Raw genomic sequence first — 23204 nt, forward strand, 5'->3', positions numbered from 1 at the left:
CAACCGCTGCCTTTTTAGCCGCGTGCAACGCACGCGCTGACGTGTGCGGCGCACCCGTCAGCTGCGCGTAAGATCAGTCGCGCGCCACACACATGGCGATGCCCATGCCGCCGCCGATGCACAGCGTGGCCAAGCCCTTCTTCGAATCGCGCTTCTGCATTTCGTGCAGCAGCGTCACCAGCACGCGTGCGCCGGACGCGCCAACCGGATGGCCGATCGCGATCGCACCGCCGTTGACGTTGACCTTGGAGGTGTCCCAGCCGAGGTCCTTGTTGACCGCGCAGGCCTGTGCCGCGAAGGCTTCGTTGGCCTCGATCAAATCGAGATCGCCGACGCTCCAGCCGGCCTTCTTCAGCGCGGCGCGCGAGGCCGGGATCGGGCCCGAGCCCATGATCTTCGGATCGACGCCGGCCTGCGCCCAGGACACGATCCGCGCCAGCGGCTTCTTGCCTTCCTTGGCGGCTTGCTTGGCGGTCATCAGCACCACGGCGGCAGCGCCGTCGTTGATGCCCGAGGCCGAGCCCGCGGTTACCGTGCCATCCTTCTCGAAGGCGGGCTTGAGCTTGGCCATCGCGTCGAGCGTGGCGCCGTGGCGCGGATATTCGTCGGCGCTGACGACGACGTCGCCCTTGCGGGTCTTGATGGTGACGGGGACGATCTCGTCGTTGAACCTGCCGGCCTTCTGCGCCGCCTCGGCCTTCTGCTGCGAGGCCACGGCGAACTCGTCCTGCTGGGCGCGGGTGATCTGCCATTGCCGCGCGACGTTCTCGGCGGTGTTGCCCATGTGGTAGCCGTTGAAGGCATCCCACAGGCCGTCCTTGATCATGGTGTCGACCAGCTCCAGGCCGCCCATCTTCACGCCGCCGCGCAGATGCTGGGCGTGCGGGGCCATGCTCATCGATTCCTGCCCGCCGGCGACCACGATCTCGGAATCGCCGTTGAGCAGCGCCTGGTAGCCGAGCGCAACCGTGCGCAGGCCCGAGCCGCAAAGCTGATTGACGCCCCAAGCCGGGCTCTCCACCGGAATGCCAGCGCCGATCGACGCCTGGCGGGCCGGGTTCTGGCCCTGGGCGGCGGTCAGGATCTGACCCATGATCACTTCGGAGACCCGGCCGGGCTCGATGCCAGCGCGCTCCAGCGCGGCCTTGATGGCGACGGCGCCAAGGTCATGGGCGGGAAGGGTCGCGAACGCTCCGTTGAAGCTTCCGACCGGGGTGCGGGCGGCGCTGACGATGACGACATCGTCTGACATGGGCATCTCCTGGGGCTTGAGGTTCTTGTGAAGGGGCAGGCGGGGCTGGAAAGCGATCGCCAGTCTCGTCAGCCATCCTGTTAACGTCGTTGAGGCATGTCAATCGGCCGGGGCCCGAATTCATACCGCAGCGCATTCAAAATAGCGTTCTTGGCGTTTTCGCAAGCAGGATTTTGCTCTGCAATTAACCGTGCCGCACAAAACGGTAGCGTGAGCCCTTTGAAAATGCTTATTTTGTTGCGTTGCGTACTCTTCCCGCCCTGCGGCATTGCCCGACAGGTTCCCGTTCTCCGCGTTTGCAAGTGAGAGCCCATGGCGAAATCAGACCAACCCACCACAATCAAGAAATACGCGAACCGCCGGCTCTATAACACCGGAACGAGCACCTATGTGACGCTCGAAGACCTCGCCGCGATGGTCAAGGACGGCGAAGACTTCCTGGTCTATGACGCCAAGACCGGCGACGACATCACCCGCTCCGTGCTCGCCCAGATCATCTTCGAGCAGGAGAACAAGGCCGGCCAGAACCTCTTGCCGACCACCTTCCTTCGCCAGCTGATCCGCTTTTATGGCGACAGCATGCAGATGGTGGTGCCGAAATATCTGGAGCAGTCGATCGCGACCCTGACCCAGGAGCAGGAGAAGTTCCGCAAGCAGATCGCCAATACGCTGTCCGGCACTCCTTTTGCTCCGTTGGAGGAGCAAGTCCGCCGCAACATGGAGCTGTTCCAGCAGACCTTCTCGATGTTCAAGCCGTTCGCAGCGCCTCGTCCGGCCGCCAGCCCCGAGCCGGAGCCGGATGCGAATGCCGAGGCTCCAAAGGACAGCAACATCGACGAGCTGCGCCAGCAGATGAAGGAAATGCAGGAGCGCCTCGAGCGGATGTCGAAGAAGGACGAATAGTCTTTCATTCGCGCCGGCCCCTGTACGCGGGAGGGCGAGCCATGTCTGACCGAAGCACGCATTGGGACCATGTCTACGCCACCAAGGGCGAGGCCGAGGTCAGCTGGTATCAGGATAGCCCCGCGACCTCGCTCGCGATGATTCGCGCAGCCGGCCCCGATCGCGACACGGCCATCATCGATGTCGGCAGCGGCGCATCGCGCCTCGTCGATGCGCTGTTGCAGGACGGCTATCGCGACATCGCCGTGCTGGATCTTTCTGCCAATGCACTCGAGGCTGCGAAGAAGCGCATCGGCCAGGCTGCCTCGACCGTCGACTGGATCGTTGCCGATGCCACGACATGGCGTCCGACCAGAACCTACGATGTCTGGCACGATCGCGCCGCGTTTCACTTCCTGACTGACCCGCGCGACAGGGCGGCTTACGTGCAGCGCCTGCGGTCGGCGGTCAAGCCTGGCGGCCACGTCATCATCGCGACGTTTGCACCCGATGGTCCCGAGAAATGCAGCGGCCTGCCGGTGCAGCGCCACGACAGCGCGAGCCTTGCGGCGGAGCTCGGGCCGGAATTCGAGCTGATCGAGACGCGCAGCGAGACGCACCACACGCCGTGGGCTTCGACGCAGGCGTTTCAGTTCAGCCGGTTTCGGCGGCGCGGCTCGTGAGCGGCGCCCGCACGATCCACAAACTCGTCATTGCGAGCGCAGCGAAGCAATCCAGACTGCCGCCGCGGAAAGACTCTGGATTGCTTCGCTGCGATCGCAATGACGGAGGGACTGGCTCCTACGCCGCCATCTTCACGGCATGCGCAAAGTCCCAGTAGAGCTTGCGCGCCTTGGCGTAGAACGGGCCCGGCTTCAGCTCGCGCTCGTCGATGCGGATCACGGGTGCGACCTTGGCGAAATTGCCGGTCGAAAAGATCTCGTCGGCGGTCAGGAAATCGGCGTAGCGCAGCGTCTTCTCGACCACGGTGACGCCGTCGGCGCGAAGCAGGCTGATGACGCGCTGGCGCGTGATGCCGTTGAGGAAGGTGCCGTTCGGCACCGGCGTGAACACCACGCCGTCCCTGGCCATGAACACGTTGGAATTGCCGAACTCGGCGACGTTGCCGAGCATGTCGAGCATCAGCGCGTTCTGGAAGCCGCGCGACGCAGCTTCGGCGAGCGCGCGCGAATTGTTCGGGTAGAGGCAGGCGGCCTTGGCTTCGACCGGCGCGCATTCAGCCGTCGGCCTGCGAAACGGCGACAGGGTGATGGCGTTGCCGACGGGTTTGGGCATCGGCGCTTCGTAGATGCACAGGCACCAATTGGTGGTCTCGGGGTCGAACAGCACGCCGCCGCCGCTTCCGTTCTGCGCCCAATACATCGGACGGATATAGAGCTCGGCATTTCCGGCAAAGCGCGCGATGCCTTCGTTCGCGAGCGTCAGCCAGGCGTCGGTATCGACCACCGCCTTCAGGCCGAAACTGATCGCAGATTGATTGGCGCGGGCGACGTGACGATCGAGATCGGGCGCAACGCCCTCGAAAGCGCGAGCGCCGTCGAACACGATCGAGCCGAGCCAGGCCGCATGCGTGCGCGGCCCCATGATCGGCACGTTGCCCTCGTGCCACTTACCCTCGAAGAAGGTCCAGCTCGGCGAATAGTCGATGGGCTTCTTGATCTCGGCCATGACTGGCCTCCTTTCGAACGATCCGGCACTATTGTCCCAATTTCTAAACGATTTGCTGCGGACATTTCGTGAGTTACCCTCACTTCTATGAGAGGAGGGAAAGATCGATGCCGCTCGATCCGCTCGCAAAGCGTTTGTTGACCATGATGGCTGCGGCTGCGCCGCAGGCGCGGAGCCGGCCGAGTGTGGAGGTGCGGCGGCAATCGCTGGCAAAGCTGATGCAGTTCGCCCGGGCCGAGGCGCCGGATGTGACGACATTCGACGGCAAGCTGCCCGGTCCCGGCGGCGAGCTGCCCTATCGCCTCTACACGCCGGCAGGCACTGAAGCGCCCGCACCTGGCTTCGTGTTCTTTCATGGCGGCGGGCTCGTTGCGGGCAGCATTGCCACGCACGAGCGCATCGCCGCGGCGCTGGCGCATGCCACCGGCTGCCGCCTCGTGTCAGTCGATTACCGGCTCGCGCCGGAGCACAGATTCCCCGCCGCGGTCGACGACGCGATCGCCGCCACCGAATGGGTAGCGCGCGAGGCGGCATCGCTCGGCATCGACGCGGACCGCCTTGTGGTCGGCGGCGATTCCGCCGGCGCCACACTCGCGGCGATCGTGTGCCAGAATGCGGCGCAGACCGCCGGCCTCGCCATCGCCGCGCAGTGCCTGATCTGCCCGGTGCTGGATTTCGAGGAGACCTCGCCTTCGCGCGAGGCCTTTGCCGAGGGCCATCTGATCGATCGCGCCACGATCGAAGCCGATCTTTCCGATTATCTGCCTGATGGCATCGATACCGCCGACCCCCTCATCTCCCCCTTGCGCGCGACACGTCTCACGGGTCTGCCGACCGCGATCATCCACACCGCCGAGTACGACCCGATGCGCGACGAGGGCAATGCCTATGCCCGCAAGCTGCTCGCCGCGGGGGTGGCGGTCGAGCATATCTGCCACGATGGCATGGTCCACAATTTCCACGCCATGGGCGCAATCCTGCCACAGGCACAGCTCGTGCTGTCGCAGATCGGCGAGCAGGTGCGGCGGGCGGTGAAGAGGTGACAGCGCTCAATCACACGCGCGCGCCGATCACCGCGCGCGCTGCCGCGACATATTCCGGCCAGTGCGCGTCTGCATAACGCTCCGCCTGCCATGCGCAGGCGAGGTCGGGCGCATGCGCCGCCGCAATCGTGCGTGCGAAGCGCTCCTCCGCGACCGTCACTTCGCCGGACGCGGCCGCGGGTGCGGCCGCCGCAGCGGTCGGAACAACGGCGAGCCCCGCCAGACCGGTGAGCAGGATGCGGCGTGACGTGTTCATGGCTGTCTCCTCCATTCTTCGGCCAGCACTGTGGCGGGCGAGCGCATCAGTGCGATCATGGCAGGGTAACCGCACACATCCAAGCCGTCCATCGCTTGCGGATGACGCTTGACCAAGCGAGCGATCACGTTCCATCTAGCAAGTGTTTCGCCCTCAATCGCCACGCATCGGATCGTCACGTGACCTTTCGCAGCCAATCCCGTCGTCCGGCACTGCGCGCTGCCGCAGCAGGATTGCTGTGTCTGGCGATCCCGGCAGGCGGCGCCCTCGCCGCCGACGAAGAGGAGGACGAGCCCGCAAAGCCGACCATCCCGAACATCTATCTCGATCTCCGCACCACCTATGCGACGATCCCCGCAGGCACGCTCGCGCTCGGCTTCGGCAACACCTCGCTGTCAGCCGCGTTCCAAGCCCTGGCGGCGCAACGAGGCACGTCGCTGCCGAATGGACTGCCGGCCGCGAAATCGATTGCGATCGACCTGCCGCTGACCGTCGATGTCAGCGATCGCGTCTCGCTTTATGGCGGCGTGTCGGGCTCCACCACTGATATCGGCGGCGGCTGGTCGTCCTTCGACATCACGAGCTGGAACATCGGCGTGCAGGCCGATCTCTACCAGCAGAATGGCGGGAAGATCCCGACCATCACGCTGCAATCGACCCTGACGCAGTCGGTGCCCAACGAGCAGGGCATGACGAATTCCTTCAACAACATCGTGGAATTCGACTACGCGGTCGACGAGGACGAGACACGGGGCTGGCTCGCCGGCCTGCAATACACCACCGTCGCCATCGCCAGCCCGTTCGCCACGATCCGGCCGAACACGATCCTCTATGCCGGCGGCTACTATCAATGGCCGAGCAACTGGAAGTTCACCGGGCGCCTCGGCATGCAGTCGTTCGGCGGCGCGCAGCTCGCGGGCCGGACGCTCGCGGAATCCTTCACCCAGCCGATCTTGCGGCTCGACCTCGATCGCATGGACGACAACGACAACCGCCTGTTCGGCATCACCGCGCAGATCGCCTGGATGCCGAAGCCGTCGTACCAGCTGACACTGCGCACGCCGCTCTATGCGGTGCGCAACTGATTGATTTATTGGGAACTTTCGGTCAAGCGCGGCGCTGCAATCGACGGCCGGGACAACGTTCCGCATCGCTCGTCAACCGATCATTAATTCTCATTCCGAAACATCGATTGCGTTACACCGCCGCAAAGAAGCTTGCGCGAAACTACTCCGGCTTTTCGGTCGTGTTCGCTTTGGAGGCTGCGAATGTCCCGCTTGGTTTCGGAACGGACGTTCCTTGCTGGGAAGATCTTCTTCAATTTCGGCCAGTCGTCGATCGATTGCGTGGTACGCCGGCTCACCGAGGAGGCCGCGACGCTCGAGATGGAGAGTAGCCTCGGCGTACCCGAGCGCTTCCAGCTCCGGCTCGCGGGGCGCGAGATCCTGACCTGCCGCGTGATCTGGCGATCGGATCGGCAGGCCGGCGTCGCCTTCGAACAGCCGAACAGCATCGAGCCAGCAGCCGGCGAGGAGCGGGAACGCTCGTCTGACGCGTTGATGCGCAGCCAGATGCTGGCGCTGCGCGCCGCGCTCGATCATGTACCGACCGGCATCGTGCTGCTCGATTCCCATCTCAGGGCACGCCTCATCAACCGGTCGTTTCGACAGATGTGGCACCTGCCCGACGAGGTGGCGGACAGTAATCCATCCATTCTCACCCTGCTCCATCACGGGCGCGACATCGGGGCCTATGAGGTGCCGGACCCGGACCTCGATGCACTGATCGCGGAGCGCGTCCGTGTGATCGAGTCGGGCGATCCAACCCCAATCGACGTGCGCCGGACCAATGGCGAGGTCGTGCGCGTCCAAGTCACACCGCTGCCCGACGGTGGCCGCATGCTGACCTACACGCCCGTCACCGACATCGTGCGCACCTCCGACGAGTTGAAGCGGCTGCGGGATGCCTTGGAGAACGTTCAGGATGGAGTCCTACTGCTCGATGCGGACCTACACGCCACCTTCATGAACCGGCGGATGCGACGGTTCTGGGAGGTCAGCGAAGACGAGGCGGCGAGCCGGCCGACCTACTCCTCGCTGGTCCGACGTCTGCATCGCGCCAGCGCGCCCAATCTTCCGAGCAGCGAGCTCGCGAAGTTTCCGGCGCGGCGCGTCGAGGAGGTCAAGGCCGGCGATCACGTGCGCGACCTACAGACGCCGGACGGACGCCGCATCAGGGCTCATTGCACCACGATGTCGAATGGCGGTCGCATGCTGACCTATGTCGATATCACCGATCTGACGCAAAAAGCCGCAATGCTGGAGAAGCTCGCCACCACCGATCCGCTCACCGGCCTCCACAATCGCCGCCATTTTCTGAACAACCTCGATGCGGAATGGAGCCGCTTTCAGCGCTACTATCGCTCCGTCTCGGTGTTGATGCTCGACATCGATCACTTCAAGTCGGTCAACGATCGCTACGGTCATGCCGTGGGCGACGCAGCAATCAAGGCCGTTGCGACCGCCTGCCTCGACGGCAAGCGCAAATCGGACATCGTCGGCCGTCTCGGCGGCGAAGAGTTTGCCGTGCTACTGCCGGAAACCAGCCTGTCCCGGGCTAGGACGGTGGCCGAGCGCATCCGCAAGCGCGTGATGAGCACGCCGGTCTTTGCCGACAAGCTTCAGTTCGGTCTCACCGTGAGCATCGGCATCGCGGAGGCGACCGTCAGCATGTCCGGCATCGATGCGCTGATGGGCGCGGCCGACCATGCGCTCTACCAGGCCAAGGCCGAGGGCCGCAATCGCTGCATCGCCTGGATGCCCCCGCCCCCTGCAAACAAGGCGGCGGAGTGACGGAAAGCAGCTGCGTCTACTCGGGCACCGGCACGTCGAAGGTATTGAGCGTGACCGAGACCATGCAGTAGACGCCGACGAGATAGGACAGCTCGGCCGCGCCGTGCTCGCCGAATTCCTTTACGGCCGCACGCCAGGTCAGCTCCGGCAGCACGCCGCCGCTGACCAGGGCCGAAGCCATGTCGTAGGCGATGGCTTCCTGCTTGGTGAGGTCCACCGGCCGCTGGCCGGCGACGATGGTCGCGAGCTTCTCGTCGGAGAGGCCACGCTGCTCGGCAACCAGCACATGCGCGTAGAGCTCGTAACCGGAGCGGAAATGCGAGCCGGTGACGAGGATCGCGACCTCGCGCACGGCCGCGGGCAGCAGCGGATTCGACGCGATCGCCTTGACCAGCTCCCACACCGGCTTGCCGAAGCGCGGCTCGCGGATCCAGGGATTCCAGGGCCCGAGCAGCGCGCCGTCCTCGCGCATGTTCACAAAACCCTTGAAGTGGTCCTGCATGCCGGCCCGCATGTCGTCATAGAGCGGCTTCTGTTCGTCGGTCAGCTCTTTCGGATCGAGAATGGGAAGGCGCACGGTAGGGTCTCCTCGTTGAGAAGACGCAACCGTCACCTGCACGCCTGCGCAAGGCAAGTGAAGTTGCCGTGACGACCGTGCGATTTCGCAAATGCCAGGCAGATCTCGGCTATGACGCCGTGGGGTTTTGCAGGCTTTGAGGATTGACCACGTCGTCGACGTCCAGCGCCAGTGGCTCACCTGTGGCGAGGAACGACGACAGCGCCGCCTCGAACGGCGCCGGATCGAGGCCGCGCGCGGCGAGCCAAGCGGGCTCGTAATAGGTCTGCCGGTAGCGCTCGCCGGAATCGCAGATCAGCGTCACCAACGATCCCGTGACGTTCGCCTGGCGCATCTCCGAGGCGAGCCGGCACAGCGCCAGGAAGTTGGTGCCGGTGGAGCCGCCGACCGGGCGGCGCAGCCGTCGCGACAGCACGTTCATCGCCGCGATCGTCGCCGCATCCGGGATCTTCATCATGCGATCGACCACGCCGGGCACGAAGGACGGCTCGCAGCGGGGGCGACCGACGCCCTCGATCAGCGACGGGCGGTCGCAGACACGGGAGCGGTCCTGCGTGCGGAAGCAATCGAAGAAAGCGGAGTGCTCGACATCGGCGACGCACAGCCGCGTCGGATATTGCCGATAGCGCAGATAGCGTCCGATGGTGGCCGACGTGCCGCCGGTGCCGGCGCCCATCACGATCCAGTCCGGCAGCGGACGCGGCTCGCCCTGCAACTGCGTGAAGATGGACTCGGCGATGTTGTTGTTGCCGCGCCAGTCGGTTGCCCGCTCGGCAAAGGTGAACTGGTCCATGTAGTGGCCGTCCAGCCGGGCGGCGAGTGCGGCGGCTTCCGCATAGAGCGCGCGGCCGTCGTCGATCAAATGGCAATTGCCGCCATAATGCTCGATCGCAGCGATCTTCTCCGCCGAGGTCGTGCGCGGCATCACGGCGTAGAAGGGCACGCCGATCATCTCTGCGAAATAGGCCTCCGACACCGCGGTTGATCCCGACGAAGCCTCGATGACGGGCGTGCCTTCGCGGATGTGGCCGTTGCAGAGCGCATACAAAAACAGCGAGCGCGCGAGGCGGTGCTTCAGGCTGCCGGTCGGATGCGTGGACTCATCCTTCAGATAGATATCGATGCCCGATAGCGCCGGCACGATCAGCCGGATCAGATGTGTGTCGGCGGTGCGGCACTGGTCGGCCTCGATGGCGGCCACGGCCTCGTCGACCCAGCCGCGCCGATAGGCCGGCCCGGCCGGATTGTGCTGGCGGAAGGGGAATGTCTGCATCGGGCGAATCTCTCATGATGCGGATAGCGCATCAATAGCTGCGCCTAAAATTCCAGCGGCGCGTTGTCGACGACTTCCTTCATCACGAAGAAGGTCCGGGTCTGGCGCACGCCTGGGAGCGCGATCAGCTGCTCGCCGTGGATGCGGTTGAAATCCTCCATGTCGCCGACGCGGATCTTGAGGAAGTAATCGAAATCGCCGGCGACGAGATGGCAGTCGAGCACGAACTTCAGCTTTGCAACGGCCTGCTCGAAGGTGGCAAAGCTCTCCGGCGTCGAGCGGTCGAGCACGACCCCGACCATCACCAGCGTGCCCTTGCCCACCTTCTTCGGCGCGACCATGGCGCGGACATTGGCGATGAAGCCGTCCTCGACCAGGCGCTGGGTGCGACGGTGGCAGGTGGCGGGGCTGATCGCGACCGTTTCGGCCAGCTCGGCGTTGCTGAGCCGGCCGTTATTCTGAAGCAATCTCAATATCTTGAGGTCGGTGCGGTCGAGCCGGGCAGCCATGAAAGAAGCTTCCGCAGATAGGTGCTGTTCTGGAAGGAATGTTAGCAATTATCACAACTTACGCAAGAAGTCGTGCAACATGGCCGCAATATTCGAGAGCACATTTTTCCGATGCAATGCTAGGGAGCCGCCAACACCAACGCCAATCGGGATGACCCATGAAGCTGGACAAATTTCCGCGCTATCCTTTGACCTTCGGCCCGACGCCCATCGAGAAGCTGGAGCGCTTGTCAAAACATCTCGGCGGCCAAGTCGAGGTCTATGCCAAGCGCGAGGACTGCAATTCCGGTCTTGCCTATGGCGGCAACAAGCTGCGCAAGCTCGAATACATTATCCCCGATGCGATCGCCTCCAATGCCGATACGCTGGTCTCGATCGGCGGCGTGCAATCCAACCACACCCGCATGATCGCGGCCGTTGCGGCCAAGCTCGGCATGAAATGCCGCCTGGTGCAGGAAGCCTGGGTGCCGCACGAGGACGCCGTCTATGATCGCGTCGGCAACATCATGCTCTCGCGCATCATGGGCGCCGACGTGCGCCTGGTCGACGACGGCTTCGATATCGGCATCCGCAAGAGCTGGGAGCAGGCGATCGAGGAAGTGAAGGCCGCGGGCGGCAAGCCCTACGCCATTCCCGCCGGTGCCTCCGTGCATAAGTTTGGCGGCCTCGGCTATGTCGGCTTTGCCGAGGAGGTGCGCAAGCAGGAAGCCGAGCTCGGCTTCAAGTTCGACTACATCGTCGTCTGCACCGTCACCGGCTCCACCCATGCCGGCATGCTGGTGGGGTTTGCGGCGGACGGCCGTGCGCGAAAGGTGATCGGCATCGACGCCTCCTTCACGCCCGCCCAGACCAAGGCCCAGGTGCTCGAGATCGCGCAGAACACGGCAAAGCTCGTCGAGCTCGGCAAGGACCTCGTCGCTGACGACGTCGTGCTGATCGAGGACTACGCCTATCCCGCCTATGGCGTCCCGTCAGAGGAGACCAAGGAGGCGATCCGCCTCACCGCGCGCCTCGAAGGCATGATCACCGACCCCGTCTACGAGGGCAAGTCGATGCAGGGCCTGATCGATCTCGCGAAAAAGGGCTATTTCGAGAAGGGCGCGAAGATCCTCTACGCCCATCTCGGCGGCGCGCCGGCCCTGAACGGGTACGCGTATGCGTTTAGGAACGGGTGAGTGAGAGCGTAGCGCTCGCGCGTCATGCATCACTGTCGTCCCGGGGCGCGACGAAGTCGCCGAGCTCGGGACCCATAACTACAGGGAGGCGTTTGGCGCAGACTTGCCGGTTGAGAGCTTGCCGCAACCACATTGGCCTGTGGTTATGGATCCCGGATCTGCGCGCGCTTGAGGCACGCTTGTCCGGGATGACGACTGCGCCCTACCTCGTCCTGACGATCTGCAGCAGCTCGTCGCCGTAGTGCTCGAGCTTCTTGTCGCCGATCCCCGGCACGTTGCGCAGCTCGTCCAGCGTCGTCGGCCAGGCTCGGACGATGCCGTCGATGGTGGCATCGTGCAGCACCACATAGGCCGGCACGCCGCGTTCGCGCGCGACCTCTGACCGCCAGGCGCGCAGGCGCGCGCGCAGTTCGGGATCGACGTCGCCTTGCGGCGCGCTCGCTGCCGGCGCGAGGTCGCCGCGGCGTGACTTGGCGCGGCTGGCGCGAACCCGCGTGCCGGGCGCCTCCTCGCGCAGCCAGACCTCGGTCTCGCCGCGCAGCACGCCGCGCGAAGACTCCGTCAGCTTGAGCGCGCCGTAGGCTTCGCTGTCGCTGCGCAAATGGCCCATCGCCACCAATTGCCGCAGCACCGTGCGCCACTGCTTCTCGTTGAGCTCGCGGCCGATGCCGAACACCGACAGCTTGTCGTGACCGAACTGTGTGACCTTCTCGGTCAGGCGTCCGACCAGCACGTCGATCAAATGCATGGTGCCGAAACGCTGCCCGGTGCGATAGACGCAGGACAGCAGCTTCTGTGCCAGCACCTTGCCGTCGCGCATCTTCGGCGGCGTCAGGCAATTGTCGCAATTGCCGCAGCTCTCGCCCATCACGATCTCGCCGAAATAGGCGAGCAGGCGCCGGCGTCGGCAATGCGGCGTCTCGGCGAGGCTGACCAGCGCATCGAGCTTGCCGATCGAGACCCGCTTGAAATCCTCCGATCCGGCCGATTCGTCGATCATGCGGCGCTGCTGCACGATGTCGGAGAGGCCGTAGGTCATCCACGCCGCCGACGGCTTGCCGTCACGGCCGGCGCGTCCGGTCTCCTGGTAATAGGCCTCGATGCTCTTTGGCAGGTCGAGATGGGCGACGAAGCGCACGTCGGGCTTGTCGATGCCCATGCCGAAGGCGATGGTCGCGACGATGACGATGCCGTCCTCGTTGAGGAAGCGATCCTGGTTGCGCGAGCGCACCGCCCCGTCGAGCCCCGCGTGGTAGGGCAGCGCCGCAATGCCGGCCTCGGCAAGCGCGGCGGCGACTTCCTCGACGCGGTTGCGCGACAGGCAATAGACCACGCCGGCATCGCCCATGTGGCGCTCGCGGATGAATTCCTTCAGCTGCGACACCGCATTGCGCTTGTCGACGATCTCGTAGCGGATGTTGGGCCGGTCGAAGCTGGAGACGAACTGCGGCGCGCCCGTCAGCTGAAGCCGCTCGACGATCTCCTTGCGCGTCAGCTCGTCGGCGGTCGCGGTCAGCGCGATCCGCGGCGCGTCGGGAAAGCGCTCGGCGATGACGGAAAGGCCGACATATTCGGGCCGGAAATCGTGGCCCCATTGCGAGACGCAATGCGCCTCGTCGATCGCGAACAGCGCCACTTTCGCCTGCGCCAGCAGCGACAGGCAGCGCGGCGTGACCAGCCGTTCCGGCGCGACATAGAGCAGGTCGAGATCGCCGGCGAGCAGGCGGCGTTCGATGTCGGACGCCTCCTGCGGCGTCAGCGACGAGTTCAGCGCGGCGGCATTGACACCGGCTTCGATCAGGCCGGCGACTTGGTCGCGCATCAGGGCGATCAACGGCGAAACCACGATGCCGCAACCTTCGCGCAGCAAGGATGGAAGCTGATAGCACAGCGACTTGCCGCCGCCGGTCGGCATCAAGACCAGGCAATTGCCGCCGTCTGTGACGTGGCGGATGATCTCGCCCTGCGCGCCGCGGAATCCCGGCAGGCCGAACACCGAATGCAGCACCGACAGCGCGTCGCGGCCGTTGGCCGGCGCAGGCAGTGGGGCGTTGGAGGGAGCGGACATGGGCGGAGCAGATCAGGCCGTGGGATTCGTCACAAGGCCAGTCGCATGCTGGTGTGGCTGTGGCAAGACTGTTTGGAGGGCGAGGCAACGCTGCTTCATCCCTCTCCCCCCGTTCTTACGGGGAGAGGGTTGGGGTGAGGGGCTTCTCTCCACACATGAGACCGCCGCTGGACCTGTACCCCCTCACCCGGATTGCATCTTCGATGCAATCCGACCTCTCCCCGCAAGCGGGGAGAGGTGAAGAGGCTACGCCCCGATCCGTCGCAGCGCTTCTGCGACGGTCACGATGGGCATATTGCGTCTGCCGGCCGCCTCAAGCGCATGACGCATCAGATGCGGTGTGCAGCCATAGGGGCTCGGCCTTTCGGTGACGTCGTGGCCGTAGAAGATCAGCCAGCCGCCGCTCGCGACCGCCTCGTCGAAATAGCGATCGACCCCGACCTCGTCGATCTCGCAATCGACCAAGGGCGAGGCGCGCAGGAATTGGAGGTCGATGACGCCGCTGTTGACGCCGGGAAGAATGCCGCGCGCGGAACGGAAGGCCTTTGTCAGCTGCGGCTTGCGCCACACCGAGGCGATGCCATAGGGATAGGCGAAATTCTCCAGCGTGATCGAGGCATCGATGCCGCGGAGATGGCTGCGGTTTCGTTCGATCTCGCGCGCCATGGCGGCTTCGTCGAGCGTCGCCGAGTTCTGATGCGAGAAGGTGTGGCAGGCGATCTCGTGCCCGGCGCGGTGAAGCCGGACGATCGCATCATCCGAGAGGCCATGCCAATGCTCCGACGGCCGACCGATCAGGCTGCCGGCGAGGTAATAGGTGCCGCGGCCGCCATGCCGCTCCAGTAGCTCGGCGCCCTCGCCCGCGGCGCTATCGGGGGCATCGTCGAACGTGAAGCTCACCATCGCCGCATGCGCGGCCAGCCGGTGCGGCGCGGCGCGGAAATGCCGGGCCAACCGATTGCTCACGCGTCCCTGGAGTGCCGACCACACGACTGCGTTTCCTGTGATGCCTTCTTGCTCTACCCAAACATTCGTGCGCAGGTCGAGGCAAGCCTAACGCTCGGGTAATCCTAACGCCGAACCAAGACCGCTTCGGCTAGCGCACCGATCGACGCGTCGGCGTCCGCGCCGAGATAGCGCAGCCAATTGCGGAAGAGCACCGCCGCCGCGTCGCCGGCGCCGATATCGGCGCGCAGGTTCAGCGCGGGCAGCTCGTTGCTGAGCGCCGGATGGCGCTGGTGCGCCGCCTTCCTCTCGAAGCGAGCCAGCTTCTCTTCCGTCGCTGCGTCAAAATAGCTCACCGGCAGGCGCGGATAGGTCTCCCGCTCCCGCGCGAGGTAGCGGCCGATATCACGCAGATATTCGCGCTGCAGCGACAGCGCGTCATATTCGGGGTGACCCTGGAAGAACACGAAGCGGCTGGCGTATTGGCGAATGAAGACGTCGACGCCAGCCTCCTGTGAGCGTGTCAGCACCTGATAACCGGCGTGCACGAGGTCGCTCTCGGCGATCTCGTTCAGACGTGAATGCGAGACCTTGAGCGGGGCGGGCGCAGAGCGGGTCAGCAGATCGTCCGTCACGACGCCGCAATCGAAAATGCCGTGACATTTGGCCGGCAGCCGCCGCCGTTCAATATTGTCGAGGTGCAGCACCGCGGCATGCGCGGCAAGGCACGACCAGATCGTCGAACGCGTGTTGGCCTTGGCCCAGTCGATCAGGTTCGTGAGGTCGCGCCAGTACGGCTCCCCGTCGAGCTCGGGCGCGATCGGCTCTGCGCCCGTCACGATCAGCCCATCGAACTTGCCGCGCTCGAGATCGGAAAGATTGGAATACTCGCTCTCGACATGCCATTTCGCTTCCGGCGACCGCTTCACGCTGGGAAGCGAGAAGCAGTGGAAGCGGATACGGCGCGAGCCCGCCGCGGCCTGAAGCAGCTTCATGAACTGCCGCTCGGTCGCCTTCAACGCGGCATCCGGCATGTTGTTGACAAGGCCGATGGTGAGCTCGGCGCCAGCATCGCGCGCGAGATCGTGCGCGGCCGGCACCAGCGTCGGGCCCGCGATGACCTGATTCTTGTCGATCAAGATCGTCATGGCCGGCGCCGCCTACTCCGCGGCCTCGCGGCGCGCCGACGGGCAGGCCTTTTCCAGCGCCTGGTCGATGTCCTCGATGATATCAGAGACATGCTCGATGCCGATCGACAGACGGATCGTCTCCGGCAGCACGCCGGCGGCGCGCTGCTGCTCCGCCGACATCTGGCGATGGGTGGTCGATGCCGGATGGCAGGCGAGCGACTTGGCATCGCCGATATTGACGAGGCGCGTGATCAGATTCAGCGCATCGTAGAACGTCTTGCCGGCCTCCATGCCGCCCTTGATGCCGAAGGTGAATAGCGAGGAGGCGTTGCCGTTCAGGTACTTCTGCACCAGGGGATAATAGGGGCTGTCCGGAAAACCGGTGTAGTTGACCCAGGCCACGCGCGGATCGCCGCGCAGGAATTCGGCGACCTTGCGGGCGTTTTCGACATGGCGCTCCATGCGCAGCGCCACGGTCTCGATGCCCTGAAGCAGCAGGAAGGCGTTGAACGGCGACAGCACCGAGCCCATGGTGCGCTGATAGACGCTGCGCGCGCGCTCGATATAGGCGGTCTTGCCGAAGCGCTCGGCATAGACCAGGCCGTGATAGGAGGCGTCGGGCTTGTTGTAGGCCGGGAAGCGATCGGCGTGCTCGGCCCACGGAAAGTTTCCGGAATCGACGATGGCGCCGCCGAGCGTGGTGCCGTGACCGCCCAAGAACTTGGTCAGCGAATGCACCGCGATATCGGCCCCATAGTCGAACGGCTTGAAGAGGATCGGGGTTGCGACGGTGTTGTCGACGATCAGCGGCACGCCATGCGCGTGGGCGATCTTCGCCAAAGCCTCGATGTCGCAGACATTGCCGGCGGGATTGCCGATGGTCTCGGCGAACACGGCGCGGGTGTTCTCGTCGATCAGTTTCTCGACGGCCTCTGGCTTGTCGCTCTCGGCAAAACGGCCGATGATGCCCTGGCGCGGCAGGATGTGGGAGAGCAGCGTATGCGTGGTGCCGTAGAGCTGCGGCACGGAGACGATGTTGCCGCCGTGATCGGCGACATTGACGAAGGCGAAATGCAGCGCCGCCTGCCCGGTCGCGACCGCGAGCGCGCCGACGCCGCCTTCGAGCTGTGCGATGCGCTTCTCCAGGACTGCGCTGGTCGGATTGGCGATGCGGCTGTAGCGAAAGCCTTCGGTCTCCAGATTGAACAGGGCGGCGCCATGATCGGCGCTGTCGAAGGCGTAGGCCGCGGTCTGGTAGATCGGCACGGCCACTGCGTGCGTGGTGGCTTCAGGCTCGTAGCCGGCGTGAATAGCGATCGTCTCGTTGCGCATCGTGCCACCTCCGCGTGGAGCGGGCCGCACTTATTGGCCTAGAATGAGGCATGTGCGTTGTCCGCCGCTCCTCTGTTAGAGGCGGGTGGTAAAGCGGACAATAATTCGCTTAGAGATCGAGGAAGTAACCCTAATGCTTGTTGGCGAGTTAGCTAAAATTCGAGTTAAATTAGATTGATCAATTGGCGACGGCGGCAATGTCCGCTACCGACGCCATGTGGTGACCGACTGGTGACCGACGCGGCCGCAAGCGCTCTTCATCCGTTTCCCGGATGCGAGCGTGAGCCTCGTCGGATCCTTTTTCCGTTCGGACCGGACGATCCTCCATGGGATCAATGGAGCCTTACTCGGCAGCCAATGCCGCTTGCAATTCCGGCTTCTCGCGCGAAGCCTCATGCATGTCATCTGCGGTCGACTTGATCCGGAACCAGGCGGCATAGAGCGCGGGCAGAAACAGCAGGATCAGAACCGTGCCGACGGCGGTGCCGCCGATCAGTGTGTAAGCCATCGACCCCCAGAACACGGAATGCGTGAGCGGGATGAAGGCCAGCACGGCAGCAAGCGCGGTGAGGATCACGGGTCTCGTGCGTTGCACCGTGGCCTCGATGACGGCGTGATAGTCGTCAAGGCCGGCGGCAAGGTTCTCCTTGATCTGTTCGGTCAAGATCAGAGTGTTGCGCATCAAGATGCCCGCCAGTCCAATCAGGCCCAGAATCGCGTTGAACCCGAAGGGCTGGTTGAAGAGGAGCAATGCCGGCACGACGCCGACGAGGCCGAGCGGTCCAGTCAGGACGACCATCGCCATCGTCGAGAACGATCGAACCTGCAGCATGACGACGATCAACATGGCGGCAATCATGGCGGGGAAGATCGTCGCGAGCGCGTCGTTGGCCTTGGTTGCCTCCTCGATCGATCCGCCCAGCTCGATACGATAGCCGGCCGGAAGGGAGGCGATCAGGGGCTGCAGGGCTGCCTTGCTCTCCTTGGAGACCTCCGGAGGCTGGGTCGCCTCATTGATGTCCGAGCGTATCGTGACGACGGGGGTGCGATCGCGGCGCTTGAGAATCGGCTCTTCAAGTCGGATTTCCGAATGGCCGACCTGGTCGAGCGGAATCGAACGGCCGTCCCGGCTCATCAGCGAGAAATCCGCCAGACGCGCCGGGTCCAGCCGCTCGCCACCAGCACTGCGCGCCACGATGGGGACATTGCGGATGTCCTCGCGAACCTGGGTCACGGCGATGCCGGTGAGCAGGAACTGGAGTTGACGGCCCACCTCGGCCGGCGACAGGCCGATGAGGTTCAGCCGATCCTGATCCGGGATGAAGCGGAGCACGGGCGTGCGGTTGCCCCAATCCCGATTTGCCTGTCGTACATCGGGAACGCCACGCATGATTTCGAGAGCCTTCTGAGAGATGGCGTACAATTGCGCGGGATCGGGCCCCATCACACGAAACTCCACCGGGAACGGCGTATAGGGTCCGAACACAAGCTGGGTGACGCGCACATTGGCCTCAGGTGCGAGGCCCTGTGATACCGATTGTCGGAGTCGATGCTTCAAAGCCTCGCGCGCCTCCGCATCCGGCGTCAGGACGACGATCTTGGCGAAGGCCGGATCTGGCAGCTCCGGCGCCATCGCGAAGAAGAAGCGCGGCGCGCCCTGACCGACATAGCTCGTGATGATCTTGGCCTCGGGTTGATCGTGCAGCCAGCCCTCGAGCTTCTCGACGGTGCCCGTCGTCGTCTCGATGCTGGTGCCTTCCGGCAGGCGAACCTCCACCAGCACTTCCGGGCGGTCGGAGGTCGGGAAGAACTGCTGCTTGACGCCAGCCATGCCGACGACGGAAAGCGCGAAGGCGACGGCGACGATGCTGCAGGTCAGGAATTTGTGGCGGACCGCGAAGGTGATCAGCCCTCGCAGGCGCTGATAGTTGGGCGTGCCGTAGATCGCGTGGTGACCGCCTTCGACCGGCTTGATCGCGGGCAGCATCTTGACGCCAAGATAGGGCGTGAAGATCACCGCGACGATCCAGGAGACGATGAGGGCGAATCCCACGACCCAGAAGATGTTGCCAGCGTATTCGCCGGCGGTCGAGCGCGCGAATCCCACCGGCAGGAAGCCCGCGATTGTCACGAGCGTTCCAGACAGCATCGGCGCCGCGGTGTGGCTCCACGCATAGGCCGCCGCCGAGATGCGGTCCATGCCTTCTTCCATCTTCACCACCATCACCTCGATCGCGATGATGGCGTCGTCGACGAGAAGACCGAGCGCCAGGATCAAAGCGCCGAGCGTGATGCGGTCGAAGAACCGGCCGGTCTCCAGCATGATCAGGAACACGACGGCGAGCGTCAGGGGCACGGCAGCCGCAACGACGATGCCGACACGCCAGCCGAGGCTGAGCAGGCTCACCAACAGCACCACGCCCAGCGCCATCGCAAACTTCATCATGAACTCGTCGACCGCCGAGGTGATGTTGACGGCTTGATCGCTGACCTTGGCGAGGCTCATCCCGAGCGGCAGTGTCCGAGCGATAGCCGCAGACCTCTCCTCCAGCGCCTTGCCGAGCGCGAGGCCATTCCAGCCCTCCTGCATCACCGCCGCGAGCATGATGGTAGGCTCGCCCTGGTGCCGGATGATGTAGGTGGGTGGATCCTCGTATCCGCGGCGGACCTCAGCAATGTCGGACAGCTTCAGCGTCCGCCCGGCAGCGACGATCGGGGTGTCGGCGATCGCCTGGACGCTATCATAAGCGCCGTCGACCCGGATGAAGACCTGCGGCCCCTTGGTATCGATCGAACCGGCTGGCGTCACCGTATTCTGTCGCTGCAGGGCGGCAACGATATCCGTTGCCGACACACCGAGAGTTGCCAGCTTGGCATAGGAGAACTCGACGAAGATCTGTTCGGGACGTTCACCGAGGATGTTGATCTTCTTGACGCCGGGCACGTGCAGGAGATCCTGGCGAATGGTCTCGGCTTGCCTTGCGAGCTCGCGCATCGGCATGCCCTTGGCCTTGAGTGCGTAGAGTCCGAAGCTCACGTCCGAATATTCGTCGTTGACGAAGGGGCCGAGCACTCCGGACGGCAGCTTGCGCGCTTCGTCCCCGAGCTTCTTGCGGGCCTGGTAGAACTCCTCCTGCACGCTGGACGGCGGCGTGCTGTCCTTCAGCGTCACCGTCATGTAGGCATAACCCGGCCGCGTCGTCGTCTCCACCCGGTCGTACCAGGTCAGCTCCTGAATCCGCTTCTCCAGGGGTTCGGCGACCTGGTCCTGCATCTCGCGCGCCGTCGCGCCCGGCCATACGGTGGTGACCGTCAGGGTCTTGATGGTGAAGGACGGGTCCTCGGCCCGCCCGAGCATGAAGAAGGCGTAGGCGCCCGCGGCCGCCAGCAGCAGGATGAAGAACAGGGTGACGGCCCGTTCGCGAACGGCGAGGGCGGAGAGATTGAAGCTCACGACTTGCTCCCGCTTTCCGAGCCAGTCCTGACGCGAGCACCCTCATGCAGGAGATGAGCGCCGAGAGAAACAATCTGGTCACCGGACTTCGATCCCGAGATAACGGCTGTCTCGCTGGTCACACGCAGCAGCTTGACGGGCTGCAGGCGCACGGTCGAGGTCGCGCTGTCGAAGACCCAAACGCCCGTCGTTCTGCCGTCATCGAGCACGGCGCCCAGCGGCACATGGACTTCCGGCTGATGATCCTGGCTTGTAAGCCGAATGGTGACGGTCGCACCAAGCGGCGCCGCTGCGGCGTCACCATCGAGCACGTAGCGGGCCTCATAGGTGCGGGTCTGGGGATCGGCGGAATCCGATAGCTGGCGCAGATGCGCGGTAAAGCGGCGCCCATCGCTGCCATACAGGCTCGCCTCGGCGAGCGAGCCGATCGCCGGCCGCATGGTTTCGGGAAGCGCGACCACGGCTTCGCGAGGACCGGACTGTGCCAGTCGAACCACGGCCTGGCCGGCAGCGACGACTTGGCCGGGCTCACCGAGCGTTTGGGTGACCGTTCCGTCCGCATCCGCCACCAGGACGGAATAGGTGGCCTGGTTCTCGGCGACCCCTGCTTCGGCTTCGGCCGCGGCAAGCTGCGCCTTGGCGGTGTCCGACGCGGCCTTCGCCTGCTCGTAGCGCTGCTTTGAAGTCCATCCGTCGTTCACAAGGTTGGCGTATCGCCGCTCGTCGGCGTCGGTCTGAACGACAACAGCGCGCGCCGCGGCGACCGCGTTGCGCTTCGCTGTGACCGCGAGGCGCAAGTCGGTTTCGTCGATCCGCATCAACGGCTGCCCGGATTTGACCTGCTCGCCGACATTGACGAGCCGGTCGACGATCTTCCCGGCGACGCGAAAACCGAGATTGCTTTCCACTCGTGCGCCGACCGTCCCGGTGAAACCACGTTCAGATCCGCTGACCCGAGTGGCCGTCACCAGGCGGACCATCGGGGCCTCCTGCCTGGGATCGATCACCGCGGAGGCTTCGTGGGCGGGAATGGCAAGGGAAACGAAGGTCGCTACCCCCGCCGGAACCAGAATACCGGCGAGCACTGCAACACCCCTTTTCATGACCCATCTCCTTTGAGAATTAGATGTCGTATGACTGCTATAGGCATTTTAGATTTCGATCGCAATCCAATTTCTTTCCCATAACGGAAGCGTGATCCCAGAACCCCCGATTTTCCCCGCGCAACGCATGAAAATCAGGGTGCACAGATTGATAGATTTCAATCGAACTCTATATTGGATATAGCAATCGAACGAAATCCAAATGGAGATCCGCGATGCGAGTGAGTCGCACCCAGGCGGCCGAGAACCGCCAAAACGTGATCAATGTGGCCAGTCGCCTCTTCAGGGAGCGCGGCTTTGATGGCATCGGCCTCAAGGATCTGATGAAGGGTGCCGGGCTGACTCAGGGCGCCTTCTACAAGCAGTTCGCTTCAAAAGAGGATCTGGCGGTGGAGGCGTCCAGGCGCGCATTGGAAAGCGCATCCGGCCGATGGTCAGACGCAGCCGCGGCGCATCCTGACGATCCACTCGGCGCCGTGATCGGGTTCTACCTCAGTGGCGACCATCGCGAAGAGAAGATGGACGGCTGCCCGATCGTGGCGCTCGGCGCAGATGCCGCCCGACAGGGCCTCGAGGTGAAGGCGGAATTCGAAGCGGGAATCAAAGCCCATCTCGACGTGCTCGGCCGCTTCATTGCCGGAAACGACGGCGAGGCCTCGCGCGGCAAGGCCATGGGCATTCTCGCGACGATGGTCGGCGCGGTGACGCTCTCTCGCGTCGTCAACGACCCCGATCTGGCTCAAGCGCTTTTGGATGCCGCGGCCGAACAGGTTCGAGACGCCGCTGCCGCTTGAGCGGGAGAGGCCGGTGTTCGGAGTGAAAATCCGCACGGCCCATTCGCTGATCAAATTAGAAAGAGAACGATGTCAAAAGAAGCAACAGACGACTTTGCCGGAAAATGGGCGCTGGTCACGGGCGCGTCGAGTGGCCTCGGTCTTGAATTCGCAGATCTGCTGGCGGGGCAGAAAGTCAATCTCGTCTTGGCGGCTCGACGGCGAGAGTCCATGGACAAGCTTGCCTCCGATCTCCGCAGCAAATATGGCGTGGATGTGCTGGTCGAGGCGATCAATCTTGCCGCACCGGGCGCGGCCAACCGCCTGAAAAGCAGTCTCGACGCGAGGTCGGTGACGATCGACATCCTGGTGAACAATGCCGGTTTCGGCTTGCACGGCGATTTCTTGGACACGCCGATCGAGCAAACCGCGAATATGATCCAGCTCAACATCACCACGCTCACAGAGCTGACCTATCTGTTCGGCCGCGACATGGCTCAGCGGCGATCCGGACATATCCTTCTTATCGCCAGCCTCCTGGCCTTCCAGGCCGTTCCCAGCTACGCGGCCTATGCGGCAACCAAGGCTTATGTGCTGGCCTTTGGCGAAGCTCTGCATGACGAACTCCGCCCGCATGGCGTGGTCGTTACCAGTCTCTGCCCGGGGCACACCGCGACGGGCTTCGATGCGGCAGCCGGCGCAACCGCTTCAAGCTTGCTGCGCCTCCTCACCATGAAGCCGCGTCCGGTCGCCGAAAGCGGTATTCGGGCGCTCTTGCAAGGAAAGGCCATGGTGGTCGCAGGCCTGTCGAACAAGATGGCTGCCTTTTCAAATCGTTTGACGCCACGGTCAATGCAAAGGGCCACGATGAAGAGGATAATGGACGCCTGA

At 64.4% G+C, this 23204-nt stretch carries 20 protein-coding genes; 8 read left to right on the plus strand and 12 right to left on the minus strand.

The window, feature by feature from the left end:
- Nucleotides 1-73 precede the first annotated feature (73 nt).
- A complete protein-coding gene (locus ABIA45_RS26010) occupies nt 74-1252 on the minus strand; it encodes an acetyl-CoA C-acetyltransferase (RefSeq protein WP_271539741.1) in 1179 nt (392 codons plus the stop codon).
- A 312-nt stretch (nt 1253-1564) separates the two neighbouring features.
- On the opposite strand from ABIA45_RS26010, the gene phaR reads away from it, so the two are divergent.
- Both phaR and ABIA45_RS26020 read left to right on the plus strand, forming a co-directional pair.
- Nucleotides 1565-2155, plus strand: coding sequence for a polyhydroxyalkanoate synthesis repressor PhaR (gene phaR, locus ABIA45_RS26015; protein ID WP_036014750.1), 591 nt, complete (start codon nt 1565-1567; stop codon nt 2153-2155).
- A 41-nt stretch (nt 2156-2196) separates the two neighbouring features.
- The gene (locus ABIA45_RS26020) at nt 2197-2817 is read left to right on the plus strand and encodes a class I SAM-dependent methyltransferase (protein ID WP_404654268.1); all 621 of its coding nucleotides are present in this window, start codon (nt 2197-2199) and stop codon (nt 2815-2817) included.
- 118 nt (nt 2818-2935) lie between these two features.
- Here the strand turns inward: ABIA45_RS26020 and ABIA45_RS26025 are convergent, their stop codons facing one another.
- Entirely contained in the window at nt 2936-3823 is an 888-nt protein-coding gene (locus ABIA45_RS26025) for a branched-chain amino acid aminotransferase (protein WP_271539743.1), read from the minus strand.
- A gap of 107 nt (nt 3824-3930) precedes the next feature.
- On the opposite strand from ABIA45_RS26025, the gene ABIA45_RS26030 reads away from it, so the two are divergent.
- A complete protein-coding gene (locus tag ABIA45_RS26030; protein WP_404654269.1) occupies nt 3931-4866 on the plus strand; it encodes an alpha/beta hydrolase in 936 nt (311 codons plus the stop codon).
- A gap of 10 nt (nt 4867-4876) precedes the next feature.
- Here ABIA45_RS26030 and ABIA45_RS26035 read toward each other — a convergent pair whose 3' ends face one another.
- Nucleotides 4877-5122 carry a hypothetical protein gene (locus tag ABIA45_RS26035; protein WP_128265485.1) on the minus strand — a complete coding sequence of 82 codons (246 nt, stop codon included), beginning with the start codon at nt 5120-5122 and terminating at the stop codon, nt 4877-4879.
- Between the two features lie 212 nt (nt 5123-5334).
- On the opposite strand from ABIA45_RS26035, the gene ABIA45_RS26040 reads away from it, so the two are divergent.
- Together ABIA45_RS26040 and ABIA45_RS26045 are read left to right on the plus strand one after the other, a co-directional pair.
- Nucleotides 5335-6207 carry a hypothetical protein gene (locus tag ABIA45_RS26040; RefSeq protein ID WP_404655748.1) on the plus strand — a complete coding sequence of 291 codons (873 nt, stop codon included), beginning with the start codon at nt 5335-5337 and terminating at the stop codon, nt 6205-6207.
- A gap of 183 nt (nt 6208-6390) precedes the next feature.
- On the plus strand, nt 6391-7974 hold the full coding sequence (locus tag ABIA45_RS26045; RefSeq protein ID WP_128265484.1) for a sensor domain-containing diguanylate cyclase: 1584 nt from the start codon (nt 6391-6393) through the stop codon (nt 7972-7974).
- 16 nt (nt 7975-7990) lie between these two features.
- Here ABIA45_RS26045 and ABIA45_RS26050 read toward each other — a convergent pair whose 3' ends face one another.
- The 3 genes from ABIA45_RS26050 to ABIA45_RS26060 form a co-directional block, all read right to left on the minus strand.
- Entirely contained in the window at nt 7991-8551 is a 561-nt protein-coding gene (locus tag ABIA45_RS26050) for a carboxymuconolactone decarboxylase family protein (RefSeq protein WP_271539745.1), read from the minus strand.
- A gap of 109 nt (nt 8552-8660) precedes the next feature.
- Nucleotides 8661-9824 carry a PLP-dependent cysteine synthase family protein gene (locus ABIA45_RS26055; RefSeq protein WP_128265482.1) on the minus strand — a complete coding sequence of 388 codons (1164 nt, stop codon included), beginning with the start codon at nt 9822-9824 and terminating at the stop codon, nt 8661-8663.
- Nucleotides 9825-9868: 44 nt separating this feature from the next.
- Entirely contained in the window at nt 9869-10333 is a 465-nt protein-coding gene (locus ABIA45_RS26060; RefSeq protein WP_404544573.1) for an Lrp/AsnC family transcriptional regulator, read from the minus strand.
- 158 nt (nt 10334-10491) lie between these two features.
- Here ABIA45_RS26060 and ABIA45_RS26065 point away from each other — a divergent pair, with 158 nt between their 5' ends.
- Complete coding sequence (locus ABIA45_RS26065) at nt 10492-11508, plus strand: 1-aminocyclopropane-1-carboxylate deaminase (protein WP_404654271.1); 1017 nt, start codon at nt 10492-10494, stop codon at nt 11506-11508.
- A 202-nt stretch (nt 11509-11710) separates the two neighbouring features.
- On the opposite strand, the gene recQ is transcribed toward ABIA45_RS26065, so the two are convergent.
- From recQ to ABIA45_RS26095, 6 genes are all read right to left on the minus strand, one after another.
- Complete coding sequence (gene recQ, locus ABIA45_RS26070) at nt 11711-13576, minus strand: DNA helicase RecQ (protein ID WP_404654272.1); 1866 nt, start codon at nt 13574-13576, stop codon at nt 11711-11713.
- Nucleotides 13577-13822: 246 nt separating this feature from the next.
- A complete protein-coding gene (locus ABIA45_RS26075) occupies nt 13823-14566 on the minus strand; it encodes a polysaccharide deacetylase family protein (protein WP_404654273.1) in 744 nt (247 codons plus the stop codon).
- Between the two features lie 80 nt (nt 14567-14646).
- Nucleotides 14647-15669 (minus strand): homoserine O-succinyltransferase, encoded by a 1023-nt coding sequence (locus tag ABIA45_RS26080; protein ID WP_404654274.1) that lies wholly within the window; start codon nt 15667-15669, stop codon nt 14647-14649.
- A gap of 12 nt (nt 15670-15681) precedes the next feature.
- Complete coding sequence (locus tag ABIA45_RS26085) at nt 15682-16983, minus strand: O-acetylhomoserine aminocarboxypropyltransferase/cysteine synthase family protein (protein WP_275503107.1); 1302 nt, start codon at nt 16981-16983, stop codon at nt 15682-15684.
- A 343-nt stretch (nt 16984-17326) separates the two neighbouring features.
- Nucleotides 17327-20437, minus strand: a complete 3111-nt coding sequence (locus ABIA45_RS26090) for an efflux RND transporter permease subunit (RefSeq protein ID WP_404654275.1) — start codon at nt 20435-20437, stop codon at nt 17327-17329.
- Entirely contained in the window at nt 20434-21540 is a 1107-nt protein-coding gene (locus ABIA45_RS26095; protein ID WP_404654276.1) for an efflux RND transporter periplasmic adaptor subunit, read from the minus strand. The genes ABIA45_RS26090 and ABIA45_RS26095 overlap by 4 nt, the downstream gene beginning before the upstream one ends.
- Before the next feature lie 215 nt (nt 21541-21755).
- On the opposite strand from ABIA45_RS26095, the gene ABIA45_RS26100 reads away from it, so the two are divergent.
- Entirely contained in the window at nt 21756-22334 is a 579-nt protein-coding gene (locus ABIA45_RS26100; RefSeq protein ID WP_271539753.1) for a TetR/AcrR family transcriptional regulator, read from the plus strand.
- Nucleotides 22335-22403: 69 nt separating this feature from the next.
- Nucleotides 22404-23204 (plus strand): SDR family oxidoreductase, encoded by an 801-nt coding sequence (locus ABIA45_RS26105; protein ID WP_271539754.1) that lies wholly within the window; start codon nt 22404-22406, stop codon nt 23202-23204.

The sequence above is a fragment of the Bradyrhizobium sp. USDA 336 genome, assembly GCF_044908355.1.
Lineage (GTDB): Bacteria > Pseudomonadota > Alphaproteobacteria > Rhizobiales > Xanthobacteraceae > Bradyrhizobium > Bradyrhizobium yuanmingense.

Excerpts from the sequence above, each read along its gene's own strand:
- ABIA45_RS26010 (WP_271539741.1), bottom strand. The coding sequence starts at position 1,252 with ATGTCAGACGATGTCGTCATCGTCAGCGCCGCCCGCACCCCGGTCGGA.
- phaR (WP_036014750.1), top strand. The coding sequence starts at position 1,565 with ATGGCGAAATCAGACCAACCCACCACAATCAAGAAATACGCGAACCGC.
- ABIA45_RS26020 (WP_404654268.1), top strand. The coding sequence starts at position 2,197 with ATGTCTGACCGAAGCACGCATTGGGACCATGTCTACGCCACCAAGGGC.
- ABIA45_RS26025 (WP_271539743.1), bottom strand. The coding sequence starts at position 3,823 with ATGGCCGAGATCAAGAAGCCCATCGACTATTCGCCGAGCTGGACCTTC.
- ABIA45_RS26030 (WP_404654269.1), top strand. The coding sequence starts at position 3,931 with ATGCCGCTCGATCCGCTCGCAAAGCGTTTGTTGACCATGATGGCTGCG.
- ABIA45_RS26035 (WP_128265485.1), bottom strand. The coding sequence starts at position 5,122 with ATGAACACGTCACGCCGCATCCTGCTCACCGGTCTGGCGGGGCTCGCC.
- ABIA45_RS26045 (WP_128265484.1), top strand. The coding sequence starts at position 6,391 with ATGTCCCGCTTGGTTTCGGAACGGACGTTCCTTGCTGGGAAGATCTTC.
- ABIA45_RS26055 (WP_128265482.1), bottom strand. The coding sequence starts at position 9,824 with ATGCAGACATTCCCCTTCCGCCAGCACAATCCGGCCGGGCCGGCCTAT.
- ABIA45_RS26060 (WP_404544573.1), bottom strand. The coding sequence starts at position 10,333 with ATGGCTGCCCGGCTCGACCGCACCGACCTCAAGATATTGAGATTGCTT.
- ABIA45_RS26065 (WP_404654271.1), top strand. The coding sequence starts at position 10,492 with ATGAAGCTGGACAAATTTCCGCGCTATCCTTTGACCTTCGGCCCGACG.
- recQ (WP_404654272.1), bottom strand. The coding sequence starts at position 13,576 with ATGTCCGCTCCCTCCAACGCCCCACTGCCTGCGCCGGCCAACGGCCGC.
- ABIA45_RS26080 (WP_404654274.1), bottom strand. The coding sequence starts at position 15,669 with ATGACGATCTTGATCGACAAGAATCAGGTCATCGCGGGCCCGACGCTG.
- ABIA45_RS26085 (WP_275503107.1), bottom strand. The coding sequence starts at position 16,983 with ATGCGCAACGAGACGATCGCTATTCACGCCGGCTACGAGCCTGAAGCC.
- ABIA45_RS26095 (WP_404654276.1), bottom strand. The coding sequence starts at position 21,540 with ATGAAAAGGGGTGTTGCAGTGCTCGCCGGTATTCTGGTTCCGGCGGGG.
- ABIA45_RS26100 (WP_271539753.1), top strand. The coding sequence starts at position 21,756 with ATGCGAGTGAGTCGCACCCAGGCGGCCGAGAACCGCCAAAACGTGATC.
- ABIA45_RS26105 (WP_271539754.1), top strand. The coding sequence starts at position 22,404 with ATGTCAAAAGAAGCAACAGACGACTTTGCCGGAAAATGGGCGCTGGTC.